The sequence below is a fragment of the Vibrio splendidus genome (genome assembly GCF_001557875.1).
GTDB classification, from domain to species: Bacteria; Pseudomonadota; Gammaproteobacteria; order Enterobacterales; family Vibrionaceae; genus Vibrio; species Vibrio splendidus_F.
In genome coordinates this window covers 65763-87942 of record NZ_LNRF01000014.1, presented here as the reverse complement: position 1 = coordinate 87942, position 22180 = coordinate 65763, and the positions used below count along the sequence as shown (strand labels likewise).

Sequence of the window (22180 nt, the reverse complement as noted above, 5' to 3'; positions counted from 1 at the left end):
GCTTGGATGACCCAAAACAACAAAGGGCTGATTTTTATCAGCCCTTTTGCGTTTTTGTCATTCGGGTCAAGTGAACCCAGACTTAGTCCTAGTTAACCCAAGCCGACATCCGCAATCCGTTTTTGAATCAACTCACCACACTCTTCCTTTACCACTCTTCTCAGCCATTGTTGCGAGGCTGAAGAATCGCAACGCGAGTGCCAGATCAGTGAGTAATCAAACGGCATAAATTCAAATGGTAATGGCTTAACAACCAAGTCATAACGCTCTGCCACCAAATAAGCCAAATCAGCAGGCACAGTAATCACCAATGGCATTCTATCGACAATTGCCAATGCGGCTTCAAGGTGATAAGCACGCAACACCATTTTACGAGGCTGTTGATTGGCTAACGCGTTGTCTAATAAAGCCTTAACACCATCACTGATCGCAATCATCGCATGTGGGAGTGAAACATAGTCTTCAAGGCTTAAAGGCTGATCCGCCAATGGATGGTTTTTAGATAATAGACACGACACACCAACCGGCCCCAAGACTTCTTGATGAAGTGGTGCAATGCTGCCACTCGGGCGACAAATCGCCATATCGACACGTTCGGTGCTGAGTTGTTTAAACAAATGCTCATGCTGCAACGGAGCAAACTCCAAAGATATATTAGGTGCTTGCTCATAAATCTTCGGCAACGCATAGGGCAAGATGGTTTGCATCGCATAGTCAGTGGTTGCGATCAGAAAACGTTCGCTGCAATAGTAAGGGTCAAAGTCACTCGGACTCAGCAATTGACGAAAAGACTCCAAAGGCTGATCGATACGCTGACTGATCTCGAGCGCTTTCTTGGTGGGAATAAGATGCTGACCTTGGCGTGTAAACAGCGGATCGTTAAGTAGATCTCTTAAGCGCCCCAACACTCTACTGGTAGCTGATTGACTTAAGTTAAGACGAAGTGCAGCCTGGCTTACGCTGCCCTCTTCAATCAATACCTTTAAAGCGACCAATAAATTCAGGTCTCTACGATAGATGTCTTCTAATTCCACGCCACTTACCTAACTGTATACGATTGTCATTAGTCACTAAGTTGTTTATAGCATGCTTTAGATAAAAAAAATCCCGCAATTACGCGGGGAAGCCCAAGAAAATCTGGGGATAGTGTCGGAATGTTGTCGTATCGGAATTCGCTTGCTGTATTCAGGTTAGTGCTCTTGCTCTTCGGCTATGCCTTGCCAACGGCGCATCTCTACCCAAATACCAATAATCGTTGCTACTATGCCAAAAATAGGCATCAGTGAGGTCTCTGTCGATGAGCGTAGTACTAACGCACAAAAAGAAATAAAACAGAGAACCGAATAAATTGTTAATCTATCTAATCCTGTCAACATCGCCACTCCTTAGCTAGTTGCCTTTGTTTCAAGTTGTTATCAACTTGTTAACTAAGTTATAGGAAATGATTCTGTTTGCCAAGCACTTATTGCATATTTTTTCTGCAGACGTATTATTCACTCGTTAGATAGATATAGAGATACAAACCATGACATTCAAACCTGAACTGGCAACCCATACTTTAGAAGCTGAAGGCCTGCGTTGCCCGGAACCAGTAATGATGGTCAGGAAGACAATTAGAAACATGCAGGATGGCGATGTGTTACTGGTAAAAGCTGACGACCCTTCGACAACTCGAGATATTCCGAGCTTTTGTCGATTCATGGATCACCAGTTGGTAGCCCAAGCAACAGAAACGTTGCCTTACCAGTATTTGATAAGAAAGGGATTGGAGGCGTAACGCCCCACCGACTATCAAGTATCAAAAAAGCCGCTCGTACCTTATGTTCTTAAACAGAACTCAGAGTACGAGCGGCTTTTTGTTTATTCGCTTCTAGACTGGTTTTGCAGATGCTCTAGCTGATGCTGAATTTCTCGAATATCTTTGCGCATAGGAATAATATGCGCGACCCGAATCCAAGCCTCAACCGCAAGCGCAGTCATGATGATGGCACCCGCGACCATTGGCAGCCACATGTCCGTTAACACCATGCCTAATAGTGTAAGTGCAAGACCAAAGGTAAATAGATAACTTTGGCTTTGTGGAGTAATACCCATATAACGCGTCAACATAATCATGTCCTCGTGCTCTTAACTCACAAGATTAAAATATCATGACAAGTATGACAGTTATATGTCCATTCGCTCGATAAATCCCACAATACTGTAAGAGTATGACCTACAACACATTACTCTACTGATTGAGTATAATAAGACTCAATACTACCTGCTAATAGAAAGCCGCTGCGATAGCTAAACCCACGAATAACAGGGCTGTGATCTTACGAATCAGATCAAGTGGCATCTTATCAGCAGACAGCTTACCGATGATCACCACTGGCACATTCGCCAGCAACATTCCGATCGTAGTACCCAGAATCACCCACGCTAATGCATCCGCATATTGAGCCCCTAGAATGGAGGTTGCAATCTGGGTTTTATCACCGATCTCAGCAATAAAGAAAGCGATAAAGCTGGCGACAAACGGGCCTCGGTTTGAGATCTGCTCATCGTCATCCAACTTATCCGGAATCAGAATCCAACCTGCCATCGCAATGAAACTGACCACCAGCACCCACTTTAATACTTCAGGTGAAAGATAGTCGGCGACCACAACCCCTAGCCATGCAGCAAGGGCATGATTGGCAATGGTGGCAAAGAAGATAGCCGCAATGATAGGTATCGGTTTTCGATATCGACTGGCTAATAAAAGGGATAGCAACTGGGTCTTATCACCGATCTCGGCTAAGGCAACAGTTGTAATTGAAATTGCTAAAACGCTCACGACATGCTCATTTGGGATGGAGATTATTATATTTAACCAAAGACAAACCTCGCGCCCCATCCCGGTTCACGATGCTTGTCTAAGGTCTTGCTAAGCGCCACCAAGGTGGTGGTTGCCTCGAACGCCATGATGATTTTGCATCAATTATGTTGACGAACGAACTCATTCAATAGGATATGAATAAGTAAGCTACTCCCCAAAGACCGCGAGATTTTAATCACCCACGCTTTCAAACACAAGTGTCAAACTTATCAAAATATCCACTTGTGCCGAAAAACAAACATTAAAGGCAAAAAAATCCACTAAACGACATTTTAGACCACTAATTAAACAAGATTACCCCTACTCGCTTTACGAATATCTCGGTATACTCAGAGGTTATTTTTCTCATTCATTTAAAAGAATCGCGCGAACCTGACTATGCAAAAATACGATATCAAAACCTTCCAGGGAATGATCCTCGCGCTGCAGGATTACTGGGCTCAAAACGGTTGTACCATTGTTCAACCTCTAGATATGGAAGTAGGTGCAGGCACCTCTCACCCAATGACATGTCTACGAGCACTTGGCCCAGAGCCAATGTCTACAGCTTACGTTCAACCTTCTCGTCGTCCGACCGATGGCCGTTACGGTGAAAACCCTAACCGTCTGCAGCACTACTACCAATTCCAAGTAGCGCTAAAACCATCGCCAGACAATATCCAAGAGTTGTACCTAGGCTCCCTAGAGGTTCTTGGTGTTGACCCACTTGTTCACGACATTCGCTTCGTTGAAGATAACTGGGAAAACCCAACACTAGGCGCATGGGGCCTTGGTTGGGAAGTATGGCTAAACGGCATGGAAGTAACTCAGTTTACTTACTTCCAACAGGTTGGCGGCCTTGAGTGTAAGCCTGTAACTGGCGAGATCACTTACGGTATCGAGCGTCTAGCAATGTACATCCAGGAAGTAGATTCTGTTTACGACCTAGTATGGAACGTAGCACCAGACGGTTCTAACGTGACTTACGGTGACATCTTCCACCAAAACGAAGTTGAGCAATCAACGTACAACTTCGAGCACGCAGACGTAGATTTCCTATTCACTTTCTTCGATCAGTGTGAGAAAGAGTGTAAAGAACTGCTTGAACTTGAGAAGCCACTGCCGCTTCCAGCTTACGAGCGCATTCTAAAAGCAGGTCACGCATTCAACATCCTTGATGCACGCAAAGCTATCTCTGTAACAGAGCGTCAACGTTACATCCTTCGTATCCGCAACCTGACTAAATCAGTTGCTGAGGCGTACTACGCGTCACGTGAAGCGCTTGGCTTCCCAATGTGTAAGAAGGACAAATAATCATGGCGAAGAATTTTCTAATTGAACTAGGTACGGAAGAGCTTCCACCAACAGCACTTCGTTCTCTAGCAGAAGCATTTGCTTCTAACTTTGAAGCGGGCCTTAAAACGGCAGAGCTTTCTCACGAAGGCATCAAGTGGTACGCAGCACCTCGTCGTCTAGCACTTAAAGTAACTGCACTGGCTGAAGGCCAAGCAGACAAAGTGGTTGAGAAACGTGGCCCTGCTGTTTCTGTGGCATTCGATGCTGAAGGCAACGCGACGAAAGCGGCACAAGGTTGGGCTCGTGGTAACGGTATTACTGTTGAGCAAGCTGACCGTCTGAAAACAGACAAAGGCGAGTGGCTTCTTTTCAAACAAGAAGTAGCTGGCAAACCAGTTCAAGAATTGGTGATGGACATCGCTGCGAAAGCACTGGCTGGCCTACCAATTCCTAAAGCAATGCGCTGGGGTAACTCAGACATTCAATTTATCCGTCCAGTGAAAACACTGACAGTACTACTAGGTGATGAGCTTGTTGAAGGCGAAATCCTAGGCGTAGCATCTGCTCGTACTATCCGTGGCCACCGTTTCATGGGCGAACAAGAGTTCACAATCGACTCTGCTGACCAATACCCTGCGATCCTAGAAGAGCGCGGTAAAGTAATGGCAGATTACGAAGCTCGTAAAGCGATCATCCTTGCTGATTCGCAAAAAGCGGCAGCTGCGGTTGGCGGTACAGCTGACCTAGAAGATGACCTTGTTGAAGAAGTAACGTCTCTGGTTGAATGGCCAGTAGTACTTACAGCGAAGTTCGAAGAAGAGTTCCTAAAAGTCCCTTCTGAAGCTTTGGTTTACACCATGAAGGGTGACCAAAAGTACTTCCCTGTTTACGACGAAAACAAGAAGCTACTTCCTAACTTCATCTTCGTATCAAACATCGAGTCTAAAGAGCCTCGCCACGTTATCGAAGGTAACGAGAAAGTGGTACGTCCGCGTCTTGCTGATGCTGAGTTCTTCTTCAACACTGACCGTAAGCGTCCGCTGATCGATCGTCTTGCTGAGCTAGACCAAGCTATCTTCCAGAAGCAATTGGGTACTATCAAAGACAAAACAGACCGCATCACAGAACTTGCTGGCTACATCGCTGAGCAAATCGATGCTGACGTTGAAAAGTCTAAGCGTGCTGGCCTACTGGCTAAGTGTGACCTAATGACCTCTATGGTATTCGAATTTACGGATACTCAAGGTGTAATGGGCATGCACTACGCAACTCACGATGGTGAAGATGAGCAAGTTGCACTAGCTCTTTACGAGCAATACATGCCTCGTTTCGCTGGTGACGACCTACCAAGCACAGGTATCTCTTCTGCAGTTGCAATGGCAGACAAGCTAGACACTATCGTAGGTATCTTCGGTATTGGCCAAGCACCAAAAGGTTCTGATCCATTTGCACTACGTCGTGCATCACTAGGTGTACTACGCATCATCGTAGAAAACGGCTACAACCTAGACCTAACTGATCTGATCGGTAAAGCGAAAGAGCTACTTGGCGACAAGCTAACCAACGACAACGTAGAGTCTGATGTTATCGACTTCATGCTAGGTCGTTTCCGCGCATGGTACCAAGATGCTGGTTTCAGCGTTGATATCATCCAAGCCGTACTAGCGAATCGTCCAACTAAGCCAGCTGACTTTGACCAACGTGTTAAAGCGGTTTCTCACTTCCGTGAACTGGAAGCAGCAGAAGCACTAGCAGCAGCTAACAAACGTGTAGGTAACATCCTTGCGAAATTCGATGGTGAGCTAGCAGCTGAAATCGATCTAACGCTTCTACAAGAAGACGCAGAGAAAGCACTGGCTGAAAATGTTGAAGTAATGACAGAAGCGCTAGAACCAGCATTCGCAACAGGAAACTACCAAGAAGCCCTAAGCAAGCTAGCGGGTCTACGCGAGCCTGTTGATGCATTCTTCGATAACGTAATGGTTATGGCTGATGACGAAGCGCTTAAAAAGAACCGTCTAACACTGCTAAACAACCTACGTAACCTGTTCCTACAGATTGCTGACATCTCTCTTCTGCAAAAATAAGTACGAGTGAGACAGTTACTCTAAGTCATACTCTAAGTCATACTCTGAGTAATTAACGGTAAACACCCAAAGGGAAGCGAAAGCTTCCCTTTTTGTTTTTGTGAACCAAGCATTTATTTGTAGAGGTATTATTGATTAACTGAATGAAATAGCACTCAGACTGTAGAGGGCATTGTTTGCTATAACTGACCTGTTTATTCAGGGGAAGGGAACAATGAAAAAAACAGTACTCGCGCTTTCAATGCTCGCACTCAGCGCATGCAGCCAAACCAGTGACAACAACCTATTGCTGACGATTGATAACGACACTGTCGTATTCGAATCATCCGGTAAAGGCACCGTGATTGCAGAACAGGAACTCGCGAAAGGTAGCTATACCTTCTCTATCAGCGATACGCAAAATACCTGTGGCACTAACTATGCGCTGGCCGAAGAGAGTCGCATCAAGTTCAATAAACCCCTTCGCCTCGACGACTGTGCCGAGAAATCTGAGATCGCCATTAAAGTCTTTCGCGCTAACACTTATCAATTCACGCTCAATCCACAGACCAATGAACTCACGGTTCAGATAAAGCCGAAGCAACAACAAGTTCAAAGCTTCGCCTGTCCGGTTCCTAGTGACGAGCCAACCACCATCGATGTTACTCAAACCTTTGATGATGGCACCGTGGTAAGAGACGCTCTTTCAGGCAAACAAGTCACAGTAACAAATGGCAGCGTCACCATGCAGCCTGCAGAAAACAGCCAAGGTGTTCTGCTGCTTGAGAAAGTAGAACCTAAAACCAAAGCTGACTTTAGTTGGGATAACGCCACGGTTTACTTCGTAATGACTGACCGTTTCCACAATGGCAACCCTGACAACGACAACAGCTATGGTCGCAGCCAAGATGGACAAGACGAAATCGGCACCTTTCACGGTGGTGACTTGGCCGGCTTAACCGAAAAGCTCGATTACATAGAGTCACTCGGTGCTAATGCTATCTGGATAACGTCTCCGTTAGAGCAAATTCACGGCTGGGTTGGCGGCGGTGATCGCGGTGATTTCAAACACTATGGCTACCATGGTTACTACCACCAAGATTGGACCAAGCTTGATGACAACATGGGTACCGAAGACGAGCTGAAAACCTTCATCGATACCGCGCACAGCAAAGGCATTCGTGTTGTTTGGGACGTGGTAATGAACCACACGGGATACGCGACGCTTGCCGACATGCAAGAGTTCGACTTTGGCAAACTCAACCTAACTGATGAAGAAGCCAAACAAACGCTTGGCGAAAACTGGACGGACTGGCAACCAGAAGCTGGCCAGAACTGGCACTACTTCAACAACTACATATCTTACAGCGACAAAGAAGCGTGGGAAAAGTGGTGGGGCAAAGCTTGGCTGCGCAGCGATATTGGCGCTTATGACTCTCCAGGTTACAACAACCTCACCATGTCTTTGGCGCACCTGCCCGATTTCAAAACAGAATCGACAGAGACAACCGGGCTGCCTAACTTCTATCGCAATAAACCCACCAGCGCGACTGATGAACTCAAAACACCTCGTGAACATCTGATCACTTGGTTGTCTGACTGGGTGCGCGAATATGGTGTTGATGGATTTAGGGTCGATACTGCCAAGCACGTTGAACTGGACGCCTGGGCAGAGCTTAAAGAGAGCACTAACCAAGCACTAGCTGAGTGGAAACAGAACAACCCAGACAAAGCCTTAGATGATTTACCTTTCTGGATGACTGGCGAAGTGTGGGCACACAGCGTAGTCAAATCAGATTACTTTGCTAACGGCTTTGATTCGATCATCAACTTTGAATTCCAGAGCGACATCGCCCCTAAGGCGCTGAAGTGTCTATCCGATCTTGATGCTGATTACCTTCGCTACGCAGACAAGATCAACAGTGACAGCGAGTTCAATGTGTTGAGTTATCTCTCGTCTCACGACACCTCACTATTCTGGACACAGCACGGCAGCGACTTTGCCAAGCAGACCAAAGCCGCGAATGCACTGATGCTTGCTCCGGGCGCGGTACAGATCTATTACGGTGATGAAATAGCCCGTGACTTTGGCCCAACAGGTTCCGATCCAATGCAAGGCACCCGTTCAGACATGCCTTGGGATCAAATCTCCGGCGAACGTGCAGAGTTGCTAGAACATTGGCAAGCGCTTGGCCAATTCCGCCAACGCCACCCAGCTGTCGCGCAAGGTAAGCACATCATCCGTAACAGCAAGGGTTATTACGCCTTCGAACGCCAATACCAAGATGACAAGGTGTTGGTTGTTTATACCGGTTCTAAGTAAACGCCGAGTGACATAAAACAGCAGAAACTCAAGGAGAAGCTTAGGCTTCTCCTTTTTTTTATCCTAAGCTAGTGTAAGCTCTATGTAGTTGAATCTTATTGTATATAGGGAAATTAAATGCTGGTTGTTTTGGTTGAAGATAATGAGATATTAAATCATCACCTCTCTTCTCAACTTGGTGATCTTGGCCATACCGTTTACGCAGAGAAAACAGCATCGGCCTGTCTACAAACCATTCAAAAACAACCAAATACCGATGTCATGATCATCGACCTTGGTCTGCCTGATTTCGATGGCTTTACACTGATCAAACAAATACGCCGCAAAGAGATTAACGTCCCGATTTTGATTCTAACCGCTCGCGGTGACTGGCAGGATAAAGTTGAAGGGCTCAACTGCGGCGCCGACGATTACCTAACCAAGCCATTTCAATTTGAAGAACTGCTCGCCAGACTTGAAGCACTTGTACGTCGAAATCAAGGATTTGCAGCCTCTCAAATCAAGGCGCAATCACTGACTCTTGATACTCAAGCCAAAAGCATTACCTACAATGAAATGCTGCTCGACCTCACAGCACTCGAATACCAAATCTTCGAGTATCTAATTCGTCATAGTTTGAAGATTGTCTCCAAGCAACAAATCTTGGACTCGCTGTACGACCAAGGAGAAGGCATTCAGCTTAATAACATTGAAGTGATCGTTTCACGACTGCGTAAAAAGCTCGCTCAACATACCGAAGATAAGCTGATCAGCACAGTACGAGGACAAGGTTATCGATTCGAAATAGAAGCGAAATGATATGAAAAGACTGTATAAAACCCAGTTTAGACGACGTATCTTTGCCACTGCTGCTTCCATTCTTTTTACTATGGTACTGACTAGCACTTGGTTCTATTACAACACCCAAAAACACCAGCTGTTTGAAGACTATTCTAAAAACACGCTCCGAGAGTTACCTTCAATTGTCAACGAACTCCTCTCCTCGGGTGAGATCCCGCCACTTACTGAGTGGAATCGCTTTTATGCCAAAGAGTCACCTAATACCAGCGTCATCTTATGTGACCACAACAGCCATCAAGTTTGGACTTCAATCGACGTTGAACGTAGAACCAAACAGCTGGCAAAGTTAGGTATCTCACGTCCTCAAATAGACAACCTGTGTACTGACCTCAATTTTCCAATCGATACAATTCGCCTAGTAGAGAAACCGAGTGGAGCCGCGTTTATCGTCCACACAATGCTTTGGAAAGGGTTTAAAGATCAAGAAGACGGAAAGGTAATCCTTACTCAAAGAGTCGAACATAAGATGGAACCAATGAAGCAACTAAAATACACCACGATGGGTGTATTGATAGTAGCCCTGACATTAATCAGTGCCCTGCTTTTACTCTTCTATCGCATCAGCTTTGCCCCCTTTGCTCGCTTAGAAAAAGAGCTGCATGAAATAAAACAGGGGAAGCAGAATCAATTGGCAGAAAGCTACCCAGAAGACTTACACAATGTGACCAGTGCATTGAACGAACTGTTGTTCCAGCAGAAAGAAAACCAAGAACGTTATAAACGGTCACTGAACGATCTCGCCCATAGTTTGAAGACTCGTGTTACTGTATCCCAAGCACTACTAGACGATTCATCACCCACTAAAAACCATCAAATCAATCAACAATTACTCGAAATGGATAGCCTTATCCAAAGTCAGCTAAAGCGAGCATCATTAGGAGTGAAAGGTATCACCACCAATGACACCCTACTTAAGCCTGTATTAGATAGCTTGGTTGGTATGTTCACCAAGATTTATACTGACAAGTCGATCCAGTTTGTCTCTGACTATCCAGATAATCAAACCCTGCCATTAAGTAAAGATGACCTAATGGAAATAATGGGTAACATATTAGAAAACACCTACCGTTTTGCTGATCAGTCGATCTTGTTCAAGGTTACTAATATTGATAATCAGATTATGGTTGAGATCAGTAATGATGGCCCAGCTATCGACAGTAATACTAGCCAGAGCTTATTTCAACGAGGTGTAAGAGCTGACCAACAAAACCCAGGCACAGGGTTAGGCTTAGCACTATGTGATGAGATAATTCACAGCTACAAAGGGGCAATTTGGTTTGAGACACCAGAAGACCCATCCATGGGTGTCTCACTGAAGATTTTACTGCCGCAGCCCTAGCCATAAGCCATAAGCCATAAATTAAAGATAGGTTAAGATTGAATATCGACTCTACGATTCAGATGACGGCCAGTCTCCAAGTCATTACTTTGAATCGGAGCTTTCTCACCTTGCGAGGTTACCGTAATTTGTTCAACAGGAATCCCATGCTCACGCAGATATGTAACAACTGACTCTGAACGCTTTAAACCCAAGCTCAAATTGTATTTCCCCGTTCCTTTCGAGTCGGTGTTACCCACGACACTCAATTCAGGCACCTGTTGCTCTAACTTCGCTCCGAGCTTAAGTAACAAATAGCGCGACTGTTTATTCAGTTCATCCTTATCAAAGTCAAACAACACTCTGGCAACCAGATCTCTGGTTTGATTTTCATCTTCAATGACGGCTCTGCTCAACAGAAACTGAGTACAGCTATTGCTGAGATCAGATTGAGTAAGCTTGCCTTGAATTAACTCAACCAGAGCCTGATTATCGACCGCTGCCGATACCTGCATGAAAGGCCCCTGATGATACATAACCTTAGTACCTTGCCCAACCGTAACCGACTGCTCAAACTCGGAGCGGCCAGTATCACAATATTGGTAAAGTAACTCGTTGGTATCCAAGTTAGATGGCGATGCGATAGCTGAAAAAGGTAACGCCACTAAAAGCGCTATCAATACAAAATTTTTCATGTTCATTCTCTCGGTATTCATTCTATTGTCTCGAATCATTAGCACAGGCTACTGTGCTAAGTGACCAACTTCTTCGGTGACTAGGGCTAAGATTTTATTCAAGATGTCTTGCTTATTTTCAGCCTTAAAAACGTTGTCTTTACCTACGCAATTAAGTAGCCCTGTGTTGGCATGTAAATCATAATCAAATCCGATCACCGACATACGAGCGTTCATCGCCTCGCCCCAACTAGTAAACTTCCCTGGGCTCACTCCATCGACAACAGCGATATCATCATTAAGATTATCTGCTGAAACCTTGCCACCATTGATCATATTCTTGATGTTGGTGCACATACCTTTGTTCACTAACTTGTTGGTTTGTCCCGCGTAGTGATTCCAATCCTCACCATCCGACAAGATGATAATCAGTTGGTTCGGGTTCTTCGCCAATGACGTCACAATTTGCCCTGCGCGAATGATTCCTTGCAGCGAAGCAGTACCACCAGATGCCTTGAAGGTTCTGACTTTATTCATAAACCCATCAAAATCCTCGGTATAGAAAATATCGGTAAATACCGCGTCTTCATCTCCGTTCGGAATTCGTTTGGCAGCTCCCTTCACCTTGAATTGTTGCTCAATTGTCTTGTTAAAGTTCACGACATCATCTTTGTCGTACTCACCCATTTTGGTAACGATGCGTTGATCTCGAAATACCAGTTTGCCAGCAGTATTAGCGTTCACGGTACGTCGGTTATACCCTGTGAGAGAAACTCGGTGCTTTATACCTGGCGTCACCGCATTAAATTTTCCTAGTTCATCAGTCACCAGTTCTAGCGTGTCTTTGAGGTCTTCAATCTTACTTTTTTTACCGCCACTCCAGTCATCGTTCATTGATGCAGAGAAATCGACGACAAAGGTGATATCAACAATCTTGCTTTGAAACTTTCGAGCCTTTGAAGAACCAGTCACATCAAAGGTGTCACCAAATCCCACGATCACACCTTGCCCCGGAAACCACGATTGATGCTGCGTTCGACCGGCAACTCGGTATTCAAAATAGCGAGCTCCACCTTGTTCAGCCTGCTGGGTACAATCTGCAATTTGATCGCACGAAAGCTTATTAACCTCAACATCAAGCAAGGTATCCATATCGTAGAGGTAGTGATCGATATAAGACTGAGCCAACGAGTGGTTTTCACTGTCTTCTGCAGATACCGCCAATACTGCCGCCTCTGCTGCTTCTTCTAATCTCGCTTTTGTCTGTAAAGCACGTGCGCCATCAGAGCCCAACATAAAGACACCAAACAACACAGGAATACATATCGCGAACAAGATCGCAGCATGGCCAGACTGTTTCGCCAAAGATAGACTCATGTTTACCTCCCAATCACGACAGAATCTGACATCACGTCGGTAAAGTCAGTACCAACCAATTCACCAAACCAGTTATTGGTTCTATAGCAGAGCGTCACTCGATACAGTGGCATCTGGTGCCCCCACACACTCACCACAGATAAATGCTGTAGCTCACTGATTGGTTTAGTAACACGACAGTTGAGTTCGCCACGTCGCTCACTGATAGTAGGCTGTTGTTGTCCTACACCAGAAAAGCTTTGCTCTTCAACTAACAAGCCATAGCGAGAAGCATCATAATTACCAAAGGTACGTTGCAATGAGTGACGAGCTATCGTGTCTATATCATCAACCTGCTTTGAGGTTAAAATTACGCTCGAGTCATAAAGCTGGGTGCGTTCTTTTACGACATTGACCAACGAATAGGATAATCGATCCAACTTACCTTTAACGGAAAGCTTGATGATCACATCACCACTGAAGACCAACAGCAAACTAAAAAAGAACCCGACAATGGCAAACTCAATACTGAATATGCCTTGCTGACACTTTCGCGAGTTAGACTTCAAACTTAGATCTTTCATACTCTTGAACCACGACCATTTCTCGGCTTAGTAATCCGTCTAGACCTAAGAAGTAACTAAAAATGGGGGTGAATGGATAGGTGAGTCGATAAATAGCCAACGATGAGTTCTGCTCATCACCACACTCTTTATAGGACTCACCCGGTGCTATATGGCACTGATTGGTGACTTTCACCAACTCATCCACCGATGTGAGATAGTGAATGGTTACCTGAAAATCATCACCATCAACCACACTATTCCACATGCTGCCGTCTCTATGTAAAACTTGCTCTACCGTAGCCAAATAATCGTGTGAGCCTTTCTTGGCTTCACGGGTAACTTCCGATATAGCAAGATCGTTAATAGATGAAATGTAAGACATATAGCTCATCTCCACCCACGCCATACACATCAGCCAGAAGGCAAAGAAGCCCATAACAAACTCTATGCTAGCGACACCACGCTGCTTATTTTTCATATTGAATGCTCGACAGCGTATCTAAGCGGCTATTAGCACTCATAGGTTCGAACTTCTGCAGTGAACGATAGATTTTTTCTATTTGGTGTTGACTGTAAGTATCACTTAAGACCTGTTGTACAAATGCATAATGGCCTTGTTTAGCCATGCTAAGCGTCAGATTTGCCATAACCATGTCATCAGCTTGGTGACTCTTATATAACGGCATCAGACGCTTAGCAGCAGCAAGATAATCTCCTTCAGCTATATCCAGCACTGCGAGGTTATTGTTCACACTCACACCGTCATAGAAGTGATCACGAGCGCGTTCAAAGTAGCGTCTCGCTAGCGTCGTTTGATAGCTGTAACCATAGTAGGTGCCTAATAAGTTCTCGGTGCGGCTGTTACTAGGATCTAACTCCAGTGCCAGTTTCGCTGCAGCGATTGCTGCTGGATATTGGCCCATATCACCGTATGCCTGCGCTTGGATTTGGTAAGCTTCAAGTGAGGCTTTCTCACTCTCTATAACAGGAGTTATGTAAAAAAGAGCGGATTCTGCATCGGCCAATTTTAAATAGCTGTTCGCCAGTTTTTGCCTAATATCGACGATATCTTCACGTTGGAGCTGAACTTTATACAGAGCAACCAGTTTCGTGTGATTATTGGTTTGTTGGTAAATCGCTTCCTTCGATTCTTCTTGTTGCCAGTTATTGGCAGTTGAACTGCAAGCCATTAACCACAATGGCAACATACATATCAGAATTTGTTTAAACACTTTGCATTAACCTCATTACCCCTGGAGCGGCAATAACGAATACGATCGGAATCAAGATGAATACAATCAATGGTATCGACATCTTGGCGGCTAACTTCCCTATCTTTTCTTCCAGTTCTAGCATTTGTACTTCACGCACATCACTCGCTAACACGGTTAACATGCGATAAATCGACGAGCCGTGTTGCATGCTTTGAGTCAACGTCATCACAAAGCTACGCATTTCACTGCTTGGCACCTGTTGATAAAGCTCTTCAAGCGCCTCTTCCATCCCAACAACTCGGGCGCGATGATTGGTTTTATTCAGTAGATAAGCCAAGTCACGATCAAAGCCCTGCATTTCCTGTGCTAAATACTTCATGGATGCTTCAATCGTCATCCCGCTTTGCACACAGATCGCCGTTAGGTCGATCAAGTAAGGTAACTGACCCACTAACTTTTGATGTCGCCGCTTAGTTCGCTGAGCGAGTACCATATCGGGCAGCGCAATAGATACCATTGCCCAACCACATATAAGAGCGACAGCCTGATTAATAGCGACACCGGACCACCAGCACACACCAATTACCACCACTTCACCTATCGCAAGAACCAGATATTTGAGTGGCATATACACTGAGCTATAGCGTGTTTGATAAATACCCGCACGAATAAAGCGCTGCTGCATCTGTTGGTCGGATGCATTAACCAATTGTGTCAGCGGACATAAGAGGTTATCGATTTGTTGCTGTCGTTGACTGCGTTGTTGAGTCATCGATTTAAACTGACTGGCAATACTGGCCAGCTTTTGCTGCGCGATGTACTGCGTGATTAACCAATAACAGAGCAACAAGACGCCAAATGACAAACAAGTCCAAATCAACAATGACTGCGACTGAGGCTCCATTAAAATCGAAATAATATTGGCCATTACCTCACCCTCTTCATCAACATCCAAATGATCGCTAAACCAATACTTTCGCTGATCAACAGGTAATACAGAACCGGACGACCCTCGTCGGTAAACATCAAGAAATCAAAATTCTCAGGGCTCAGTATTGGCAGCATTGAGATAAAGACAAACGGCGTTGCACTGACTATTTTTGCGGAAATACGCGCCTCTGAAGTCATCGCAAACTTCTTTCTTTCCATCGCTCTCGCTTCGAACATCTGACGGTTCAGACGCGACATGATCTCTTTCAATTGCCCACCACGCTGCATGTTGGCACGCAGAGTAATCACAAAGAAGTGAAATGACGGATAAGGAAATCGCTGGCAAGACTTACGAAAAACATCGTCCAGCGGCTCACCTAGCTTCAAATGATCCGCCATTCTTTTAAATTCTTTTCCTACTTCTCCAGGAAGCTTGTTGCCAACAAAACCAATACCTCGGCCAATGCTTTCTCCGGCAGATAAAGAGCTAGCCAGCATGTTCAAGGCATCAGGAAAGCTCTCTTCAAATTGCTTGCGATCACGCTGTTTCAGCCACAAGAAACCCCATACCCAAGTAACAATCAACGCGCTACCAAGTACTAACCAAACTGGGAAACCGAATAGGTAGCGATTCACTGCGCTTGCAAAAACACTCACACAACCACTAAATAAAACCACCTTCACACCAGAAAAAGAACCCAACTGTCGCTTAACTTGATGAAAAAGGCTCGCTATCGAAGACCAACCTAAGCCATTGGATATCTGACTGAGTTGAATCGCTTGGCGAGGAGCTGCTGACGCTGTTTTTGTCTTGGCACTTGATGGAAAATAGTCATCAATCGAGTGACTATTATTCGAAAAAATTGCAACAAGTAGCAGGACAACGCCCCAGAACATTAATAGCCAATACACACTGCTACCCCACTAATTCGATCGCATGAATCAACTGCTGTAGTTGTTGTTCACACCCAAAAAAGCGCGCTTTTTTAAAGAGTACCGATCGGCTCATTACCCCTGAAGTGACATAGCGTCCCGACAGTTTTCCATCACTCAACGCACCCTCGATTTGGAAGGTAAATAGTTCTTCAAGAACCACACTTTCCCCCTCAAGGCCTACAACTTCAGAGATACTGATAATTTTTCTTGAGCCATCATGCAGTCGAGTAACCTGTACGATGATATCGACAGCACTCACCACAGAACGACGAATCGCATCGATAGGTAAGTTGTTAGTCGCCATCATAACCATCGCCTCAACACGTGATATCGCGTCCCGAGGACTATTGGCATGCAATGTCGACATCGAACCATCGTGTCCCGTATTCATCGCTTGCAGCATCTCAAAAGCTTCAGGGCCACGACACTCACCAACAATGATGCGATCAGGGCGCATACGCAGTGAGTTAATCACTAAGTCGCGAGAAGTAATGGCACCAGTGCCTTCGGTTCCTGCGAGTCGAGTTTCCATTCGAGCAACATGAGGCTGCTGCAATCTTAGCTCTGCGGTATCTTCAATCGTGACAATTCGCTCAACCTCAGAGACGTGCTGCGACAACGCATTGAGCAAGGTTGTTTTACCTGAACCAGTGCCACCAGAGATAAGGATATTCAAGCGACAGCGAGCAGCTAGTGCCAATAGTTGCGCCATCTCTTCACTAAGCGCTCCCAACTCCGTTAACGTGTCTAAATTAATCGCTTGATGGCGAAACTTACGAATTGAAATCAAGGTTCCATCAAGAGCAATCGGCGCGATCACAATATTGACGCGACTGCCATCTTCCAAGCGGGCATCACATGTTGGTGAAGACTCATCAATACGACGCCCAACTCGACTTGCAATGCGCTTGGCAATCTCGATTAGCTGTTGTTCATCAATAAACTGCACCTGTGCACGCTCTACCAAACCATTACGCTCAATAAAGACCTGTTGATGACCGTTGATCATAATATCGCTGATGCTGTCGTCATCCATCAGCACTTGAAGTGGCCCTAAACCAACGAGCTCATTGATTAAACTGGTGACATACTCTTGCTTAGCCAATGTTGAAACAGGAAGTTGTTCACGATTAACCAATACCTCAATGGCGTGGCTCAGCTGCTTCTCTAACTCTTGAGTAGATAGAGACTCAATAGCACTCGCATCCAAAGCTTCAAATATTTGCTGACGAAGTTGAAGATAGACTTGTTTTGACTGTTGCATGCGAACTACCTCTTAAACCAAGAGAGCCATGACATTTTGGTTTTCTGGGCAACTTGATCGCCAAGAAGTATCGCCACCAACTGAGTTAAACCAAATTGCATCTCAGATCGGGTTTCAGTGATCAATTCACCCTGAAGAAGGTATTGATTGGCCTTGTGATCGAACTCAACATGACAATTAGCGGCTTGTCCAAAATGCTTCACAACATCAGCTTTCGATACCGAGGCGGCATTACTCGGACGAGTATGGTTCATCACCGTCACTATGGTCATTGTTGGTAATTCAGCTTGTACACTGCCAACAATTCGATTGAGCTCTCTCAACGATGAAACGGTAGCATCAAATACCAAAACTAATGAATCAACATCAGTCAGAGCTCGAGACAACTCTTGTTGGGTCAGCGCACTGTGCGAATAGTCTTCAATGATGAATGAACTGTTCTGTTCCACTTGTTTAGTCAGTGCTTGGGTGTATTCATGCAATTCGCCACGACTGAAGTCTTGGGACTCAACTGCCAAAATAGAAAGGTTGTTCTCTAAGCTCTGCACCAAGTTTGAAGCCAAAGCTGTATCGACCGCAGAAACTAACGTCCCTTTTTGTACGTTACGCTTTTGGAATTTTTTCAAACCGAGCATTACGTCTAAGTTGCTGCCGGTATAAGTATGGTCAACCAACAAAGTCGGTAATGAGTGCTGCTTGGCTAAACAACGAGAAACTTCACTCGCAATCAATGAGGTGCCCACTCCGCCTTTCACCCCAACAAAAGCAATTTGCTTAGCCTTACGGTTTCGAGCCACACCTTGACGCTGTGCATAGTTGTGCAAGACGCTTCGGTAAAAATCGGTCACCTCAACAGCACTCGCAGGCCAAAATAGATAGTAGAAACCTAAGTCCTTTAACGCGCGGATAGTGGTGATCGCATCTTCACTACCAATAACCACAACCGATAAGTGTGTCGGAAGTTGTAAGGCGATCTGCTGAGCATCTCGAACCACATTGTCGCTATCGTTGAGATCAATCATCACCACTTTTAAATTCACGAATTCAGCCAGCTTTAAAGCACTTGCCGGTTGATTTTCAAAAGCGACAGGCTCAGGCAGGCCTTCAAAACGAAAGGCTTTGTATAAATGAGCTCGGCAATCTTCACTCTGAAAAAGCACTGCACAATGGTTATCTACTTGAGGAGTTTGCTCATCCTTAGCACTCAACTTATCGACTAAATTAAACATATTCGTAAACCTAAAACTTGTTGAAGGAGCTGTAGTAAACGGAGTTACAGTGACTTTTCAGGGTTAACCATTGATTGCCAGCGGTTACCGTCGGTATAACAACCAAGTTTGCTATACCCATAATGCCCAACCTTTTGTTGCTGACAGACCTCTAGACGAACCTGCATATCCGTTGCAATCACAGACACGCTAAAACGATTTGATGTGTTGTTAACTTGATGCTCCACCTGTGACAGAGCAATATGGTTATTGGCAAGTACCTCATCCAGCACTGACACTAGCGGTTGAGGTGATGAACCATTCACGATAACTTGCCACTGAGCAGTACTGCCCTCTAATTGATAACGCTGAATAAAGGCTTCAAAGCGCTGCTCAACTAAAGAGTGATCCTGACTCTGTGCATTAAATTGATAGTGAATCGGCACCACTTCGATAGAAGTACCTTCAGGTTCAACGACATGGTCAGCGCATCCAGCGATGCCAAAGGCACATAACATACCTAGTAAATAACGTTTCACTGTTTAAAGCCCCCGGCAGATAAAATTTCGCTCGCCCAACGCTGTTCGGCTTTGTCATATTCACTGTCTAGCGCTAAGAAGCGCTTCAAAGTGCCCGTTTTTTCCATTATCGGCAGTTGGATCTGATTCGCTTTAACGGGTTGAACTAAGTTCACCGTCGCCACTATTACTAGCTCGGTCTTATTGCGTTCCGTTCCTGTGTGTCGGAATAACGCACCAAGAATTGGGATATCGCCAATAAACGGGATTCGAGTCAGCGATTCACGTTCTTCACTATTCAACAAACCACCCAGTACAAAACTTTGCCCATCCCCCAACTCAACCGTCGTTTGTGCGCGTCGAGTCTTCAGAGCCGGTAAGTCGTAGAGTTCATTGCTGTATTGAGCATCTAAAGAGCTCACCTCTGGGGTCAGTGCTAGCTTAATTTTGTCGTCTCTTAGCACCTTCGCCATCAACTCCAATCGAACACCAAACTCTTTATAGTCCACATTGGTGCCACCATCATTACTGGTCACAACAGGTAACTCTCCACCAACAAGAAAGCTCGCTTTCTCACCAGAGATCACCGATAGGTTAGGCTCCGCTAGAATCTGACCAACCTGATCCGATCCCACCGCAGAAATAACAGAAACAATATCGCTAGCACTAAAATGAGTAAGCTGATCAACAAACATTCCTGCGTTACCAGCAGTGCCCACTTTGATACCGAAATCTTGGATAAAAGAGTGAGATACCTCAGCAATAGTCAGCTTTACATTGACCTGCTTGGTAGCGCTCACTTCAATGTTATTCACCACCCCTCGATAGCGACGCTTGGTCATAAACTCAATGCTTAAATCATCAACTGGCGCTTCGTTTTCAGAAGAGAAGTTCTGCTCAACCTCTTCCTTACCCAATAATTCACCGACCATCTGGTAGATATTGTCTTTCTCTAGTTCGGAAGATACGGGACCACTAAGGATGATGTTTTCACCAATGCCATAAACGGTTACTTTGGCTTGTGGATACTGAATTTTGATCTGCTGTTCGACATCGGTATAGCTGCGATTCACGACCAGTTGTTGATTCACCAGCTCATTGCCTTGTTGATCAAAAGCGATGAAAGTCGTGGTTCCTAACTGACGGCCAAACACGACAATTTTGTTCTCGTCTATCACCTGATAGTCCGCGACCTTTTGGTCAGAAATGAAGACTGAAGCCACATCACCAGAAACGTTCACGGTTGTAGCCTGTCCCTCAGCGAGGTTGATTAAGCTAGCCGCCACTACTAGCGGCGATAGCAGCCACAGCCCAGCAAAGGCTAATATTCGTTTTGTTATCATGATTCGCCCTACTTAAACCGATATTCGCGTATCTCGTCACGTTGACCAGACAAACTAATCACATCACTTGAGTCTGCTTCCAGGTCGTCCGAGAACTCTTTACCAATTGACTTATGCACTTCAATCTCTGCAATGCGCTTGGCAATCGTTAATTGAGCAACCTGCCTATTGGTAACTTGCAGTACCAAGGTCACCTCGGTCACTTTTTCACTGCTTAAAGTACTCACCGAACGCTGTCGACTGACCATATCCAAAACAGGAACCTGAGCGAGCAACGGGGTCATAGTCAGGTGTTGAATGTCATCGACTCTCTTATCATTGGCCAAGTTTTGCTTAGGTGCCGATAACACTGAAATATCGACCAAGTCGCCAACACTGATAGTGCCACCAACGACATCCTCTCCCGGAACCGTCACGTTAAAAGGCACAAATCCTGGCTCAATCACCGTATTCAAGTAATCGGGTTTACCTGGGGAGGTCAATAACTCAGGAGTCACAATGCCACCTTGTTGCAAGGCCTGTTTGGCAAACAAGCTTTGCTGCCAATTAAAGTGAGCATCTTCAGTTAAGCCATGTGAACCGGCTTGCTGGCGTGTCAGGTAAACTGCTTCAAAATCGCGACGGACAAGCTTGTCACCCTGCACAACGTCCCGCTTCAACTGCCAAGCTAGTATCTTCGGTTCCACTTGATTGACTGACTGCGTAGGAATTTCTTTCGTAGCAGGCGTTTGTGTCACGCCATAAAGCCCAATAGATATAGCAACAACTGCTAGACCAAGAATGATTTTTGAATTCATTGTTTAACCTATAATGATGCAGCTATAGCTAATAAGCTTGCCAAACAGATTGGTACTGCATAGGGAACACCACGTTGTGTCCACCGAATATCGGCAGTCATTCGTCCTAACCACCACTGACTAATCGCCAACACGCCACCTAAAAAACCAATAAGCAGCAACGTAATAGCGAGAAACTGAGAGTCGATCGCTAAGCTCAATGCTGCAAATAGCTTGCTATCACCCGCCGCCAGAATATTCATCTGGAACAACACGCCACCAATCACCAACACTGCTACTGGATGCAATAGATGTTGAGCCTCACCATGAAACTCCATTCTCGATAAGGTCCATAACGCCATACATAACACCAGACGATTACTGATCTCTCGGTATCGACAATCCGTGTAACAGGCGTAGATAGCCATGGCGGCTAAAATAATTAGCCACCATAAGCTCGCCACTAAAAGCCTACTGAGCCAGTAGTTGATAGTTCAACTGTATTTGCATCAGTGATGTTTTGAGAAATAGCGGCAACAGCGTCGTTAAGCGCAGCTGTCAGTCCATCACCAAATACAGCAAGCACGATCGCAGACATACACACGCCAAGGATTGCGTATTCAATCGCAGTGACACCACGTTGGTCGTTTTTAAATGCCGCAGTAAACAATTGAGCTTTAACAAATAATTGAGTAATCATTACTTTCTCC

24 protein-coding genes and 1 riboswitch are annotated in these 22180 nt (G+C 45.2%); of the genes, 6 read left to right on the top strand and 18 right to left on the bottom strand.

Annotated elements, in window-relative coordinates; genetic code table 11:
• Window positions 1-92: 92 nt before the first annotated feature.
• The gene (locus tag ATB74_RS21975; protein WP_061019743.1) at window positions 93-1034 is read right to left on the bottom strand and encodes a LysR family transcriptional regulator; all 942 of its coding nucleotides are present in this window, start codon (window positions 1032-1034) and stop codon (window positions 93-95) included.
• A 156-nt stretch (window positions 1035-1190) separates the two neighbouring features.
• Window positions 1191-1376: a hypothetical protein gene (locus tag ATB74_RS21970; protein ID WP_004736674.1), complete on the bottom strand. Its 186-nt coding sequence runs from the start codon at window positions 1374-1376 to the stop codon at window positions 1191-1193.
• Window positions 1377-1525: 149 nt separating this feature from the next.
• Here ATB74_RS21970 and tusA point away from each other — a divergent pair, with 149 nt between their 5' ends.
• Window positions 1526-1777, top strand: coding sequence for a sulfurtransferase TusA (tusA, locus tag ATB74_RS21965; RefSeq protein WP_061019742.1), 252 nt, complete (start codon window positions 1526-1528; stop codon window positions 1775-1777).
• 83 nt (window positions 1778-1860) lie between these two features.
• On the opposite strand, the gene ATB74_RS21960 is transcribed toward tusA, so the two are convergent.
• On the bottom strand, window positions 1861-2115 hold the full coding sequence (locus ATB74_RS21960) for a hypothetical protein (RefSeq protein WP_081090163.1): 255 nt from the start codon (window positions 2113-2115) through the stop codon (window positions 1861-1863).
• A gap of 151 nt (window positions 2116-2266) precedes the next feature.
• Complete coding sequence (locus ATB74_RS21955; protein ID WP_017058817.1) at window positions 2267-2821, bottom strand: TMEM165/GDT1 family protein; 555 nt, start codon at window positions 2819-2821, stop codon at window positions 2267-2269.
• Window positions 2822-2855: 34 nt separating this feature from the next.
• A riboswitch (yybP-ykoY riboswitch) is annotated at window positions 2856-3031 on the bottom strand.
• Between the two features lie 210 nt (window positions 3032-3241).
• Between ATB74_RS21955 and glyQ the strand changes: the two genes are divergently transcribed.
• The 5 genes from glyQ to ATB74_RS21930 all read left to right on the top strand — a co-directional run bounded on the left by glyQ (window position 3242) and on the right by ATB74_RS21930 (window position 10706).
• Complete coding sequence (gene glyQ / locus ATB74_RS21950) at window positions 3242-4156, top strand: glycine--tRNA ligase subunit alpha (RefSeq protein ID WP_017632669.1); 915 nt, start codon at window positions 3242-3244, stop codon at window positions 4154-4156.
• Between the two features lie 2 nt (window positions 4157-4158).
• Complete coding sequence (gene glyS, locus ATB74_RS21945) at window positions 4159-6225, top strand: glycine--tRNA ligase subunit beta (protein WP_061019741.1); 2067 nt, start codon at window positions 4159-4161, stop codon at window positions 6223-6225.
• 214 nt (window positions 6226-6439) lie between these two features.
• Window positions 6440-8527 (top strand): alpha-amylase, encoded by a 2088-nt coding sequence (locus tag ATB74_RS21940; protein ID WP_061019740.1) that lies wholly within the window; start codon window positions 6440-6442, stop codon window positions 8525-8527.
• Window positions 8528-8644: 117 nt separating this feature from the next.
• Entirely contained in the window at window positions 8645-9325 is a 681-nt protein-coding gene (locus ATB74_RS21935) for a response regulator (RefSeq protein ID WP_060983446.1), read from the top strand.
• A 1-nt stretch (window position 9326) separates the two neighbouring features.
• Window positions 9327-10706 carry an ATP-binding protein gene (locus ATB74_RS21930; protein WP_061019739.1) on the top strand — a complete coding sequence of 460 codons (1380 nt, stop codon included), beginning with the start codon at window positions 9327-9329 and terminating at the stop codon, window positions 10704-10706.
• A 32-nt stretch (window positions 10707-10738) separates the two neighbouring features.
• Here ATB74_RS21930 and ATB74_RS21925 read toward each other — a convergent pair whose 3' ends face one another.
• From ATB74_RS21925 to ATB74_RS21860, 14 genes are read right to left on the bottom strand one after another with little or no spacing between them, the layout of a single operon-like run.
• Window positions 10739-11380: an OmpA family protein gene (locus ATB74_RS21925; protein ID WP_061019749.1), complete on the bottom strand. Its 642-nt coding sequence runs from the start codon at window positions 11378-11380 to the stop codon at window positions 10739-10741.
• 48 nt (window positions 11381-11428) lie between these two features.
• A complete protein-coding gene (locus ATB74_RS21920; RefSeq protein ID WP_061019738.1) occupies window positions 11429-12736 on the bottom strand; it encodes a TadE/TadG family type IV pilus assembly protein in 1308 nt (435 codons plus the stop codon).
• A gap of 2 nt (window positions 12737-12738) precedes the next feature.
• Window positions 12739-13299 (bottom strand): tight adherence pilus pseudopilin TadF, encoded by a 561-nt coding sequence (tadF, locus tag ATB74_RS21915; protein ID WP_061019737.1) that lies wholly within the window; start codon window positions 13297-13299, stop codon window positions 12739-12741.
• Window positions 13274-13759, bottom strand: coding sequence for a TadE/TadG family type IV pilus assembly protein (locus ATB74_RS21910; protein WP_061019736.1), 486 nt, complete (start codon window positions 13757-13759; stop codon window positions 13274-13276). Before ATB74_RS21910 ends, tadF begins: the two co-directional genes overlap by 26 nt.
• Window positions 13749-14513 carry a tetratricopeptide repeat protein gene (locus ATB74_RS21905; protein ID WP_061019735.1) on the bottom strand — a complete coding sequence of 255 codons (765 nt, stop codon included), beginning with the start codon at window positions 14511-14513 and terminating at the stop codon, window positions 13749-13751. The genes ATB74_RS21910 and ATB74_RS21905 overlap by 11 nt, the downstream gene beginning before the upstream one ends.
• The gene (locus ATB74_RS21900; RefSeq protein ID WP_244270932.1) at window positions 14506-15423 is read right to left on the bottom strand and encodes a type II secretion system F family protein; all 918 of its coding nucleotides are present in this window, start codon (window positions 15421-15423) and stop codon (window positions 14506-14508) included. The genes ATB74_RS21905 and ATB74_RS21900 overlap by 8 nt, the downstream gene beginning before the upstream one ends.
• Window positions 15423-16337 (bottom strand): type II secretion system F family protein, encoded by a 915-nt coding sequence (locus ATB74_RS21895; RefSeq protein WP_061019734.1) that lies wholly within the window; start codon window positions 16335-16337, stop codon window positions 15423-15425. The genes ATB74_RS21900 and ATB74_RS21895 overlap by 1 nt, the downstream gene beginning before the upstream one ends.
• A 4-nt stretch (window positions 16338-16341) precedes the next feature.
• Window positions 16342-17625, bottom strand: coding sequence for a CpaF family protein (locus ATB74_RS21890; RefSeq protein WP_061019733.1), 1284 nt, complete (start codon window positions 17623-17625; stop codon window positions 16342-16344).
• 5 nt (window positions 17626-17630) lie between these two features.
• Window positions 17631-18854, bottom strand: coding sequence for an AAA family ATPase (locus tag ATB74_RS21885; RefSeq protein ID WP_061019732.1), 1224 nt, complete (start codon window positions 18852-18854; stop codon window positions 17631-17633).
• Between the two features lie 44 nt (window positions 18855-18898).
• Window positions 18899-19372, bottom strand: a complete 474-nt coding sequence (locus tag ATB74_RS21880) for a hypothetical protein (RefSeq protein WP_061019731.1) — start codon at window positions 19370-19372, stop codon at window positions 18899-18901.
• A complete protein-coding gene (locus ATB74_RS21875) occupies window positions 19369-20694 on the bottom strand; it encodes a type II and III secretion system protein family protein (protein ID WP_061019730.1) in 1326 nt (441 codons plus the stop codon). Before ATB74_RS21875 ends, ATB74_RS21880 begins: the two co-directional genes overlap by 4 nt.
• 8 nt (window positions 20695-20702) lie before the next feature.
• The gene (locus ATB74_RS21870) at window positions 20703-21491 is read right to left on the bottom strand and encodes an RcpC/CpaB family pilus assembly protein (protein ID WP_061019729.1); all 789 of its coding nucleotides are present in this window, start codon (window positions 21489-21491) and stop codon (window positions 20703-20705) included.
• A gap of 8 nt (window positions 21492-21499) precedes the next feature.
• A complete protein-coding gene (locus ATB74_RS21865) occupies window positions 21500-21934 on the bottom strand; it encodes an A24 family peptidase (protein WP_347876252.1) in 435 nt (144 codons plus the stop codon).
• A complete protein-coding gene (locus ATB74_RS21860) occupies window positions 21934-22170 on the bottom strand; it encodes a Flp family type IVb pilin (RefSeq protein WP_061019728.1) in 237 nt (78 codons plus the stop codon). Before ATB74_RS21860 ends, ATB74_RS21865 begins: the two co-directional genes overlap by 1 nt.
• Between the last annotated feature and the right edge of the window lie 10 nt (window positions 22171-22180).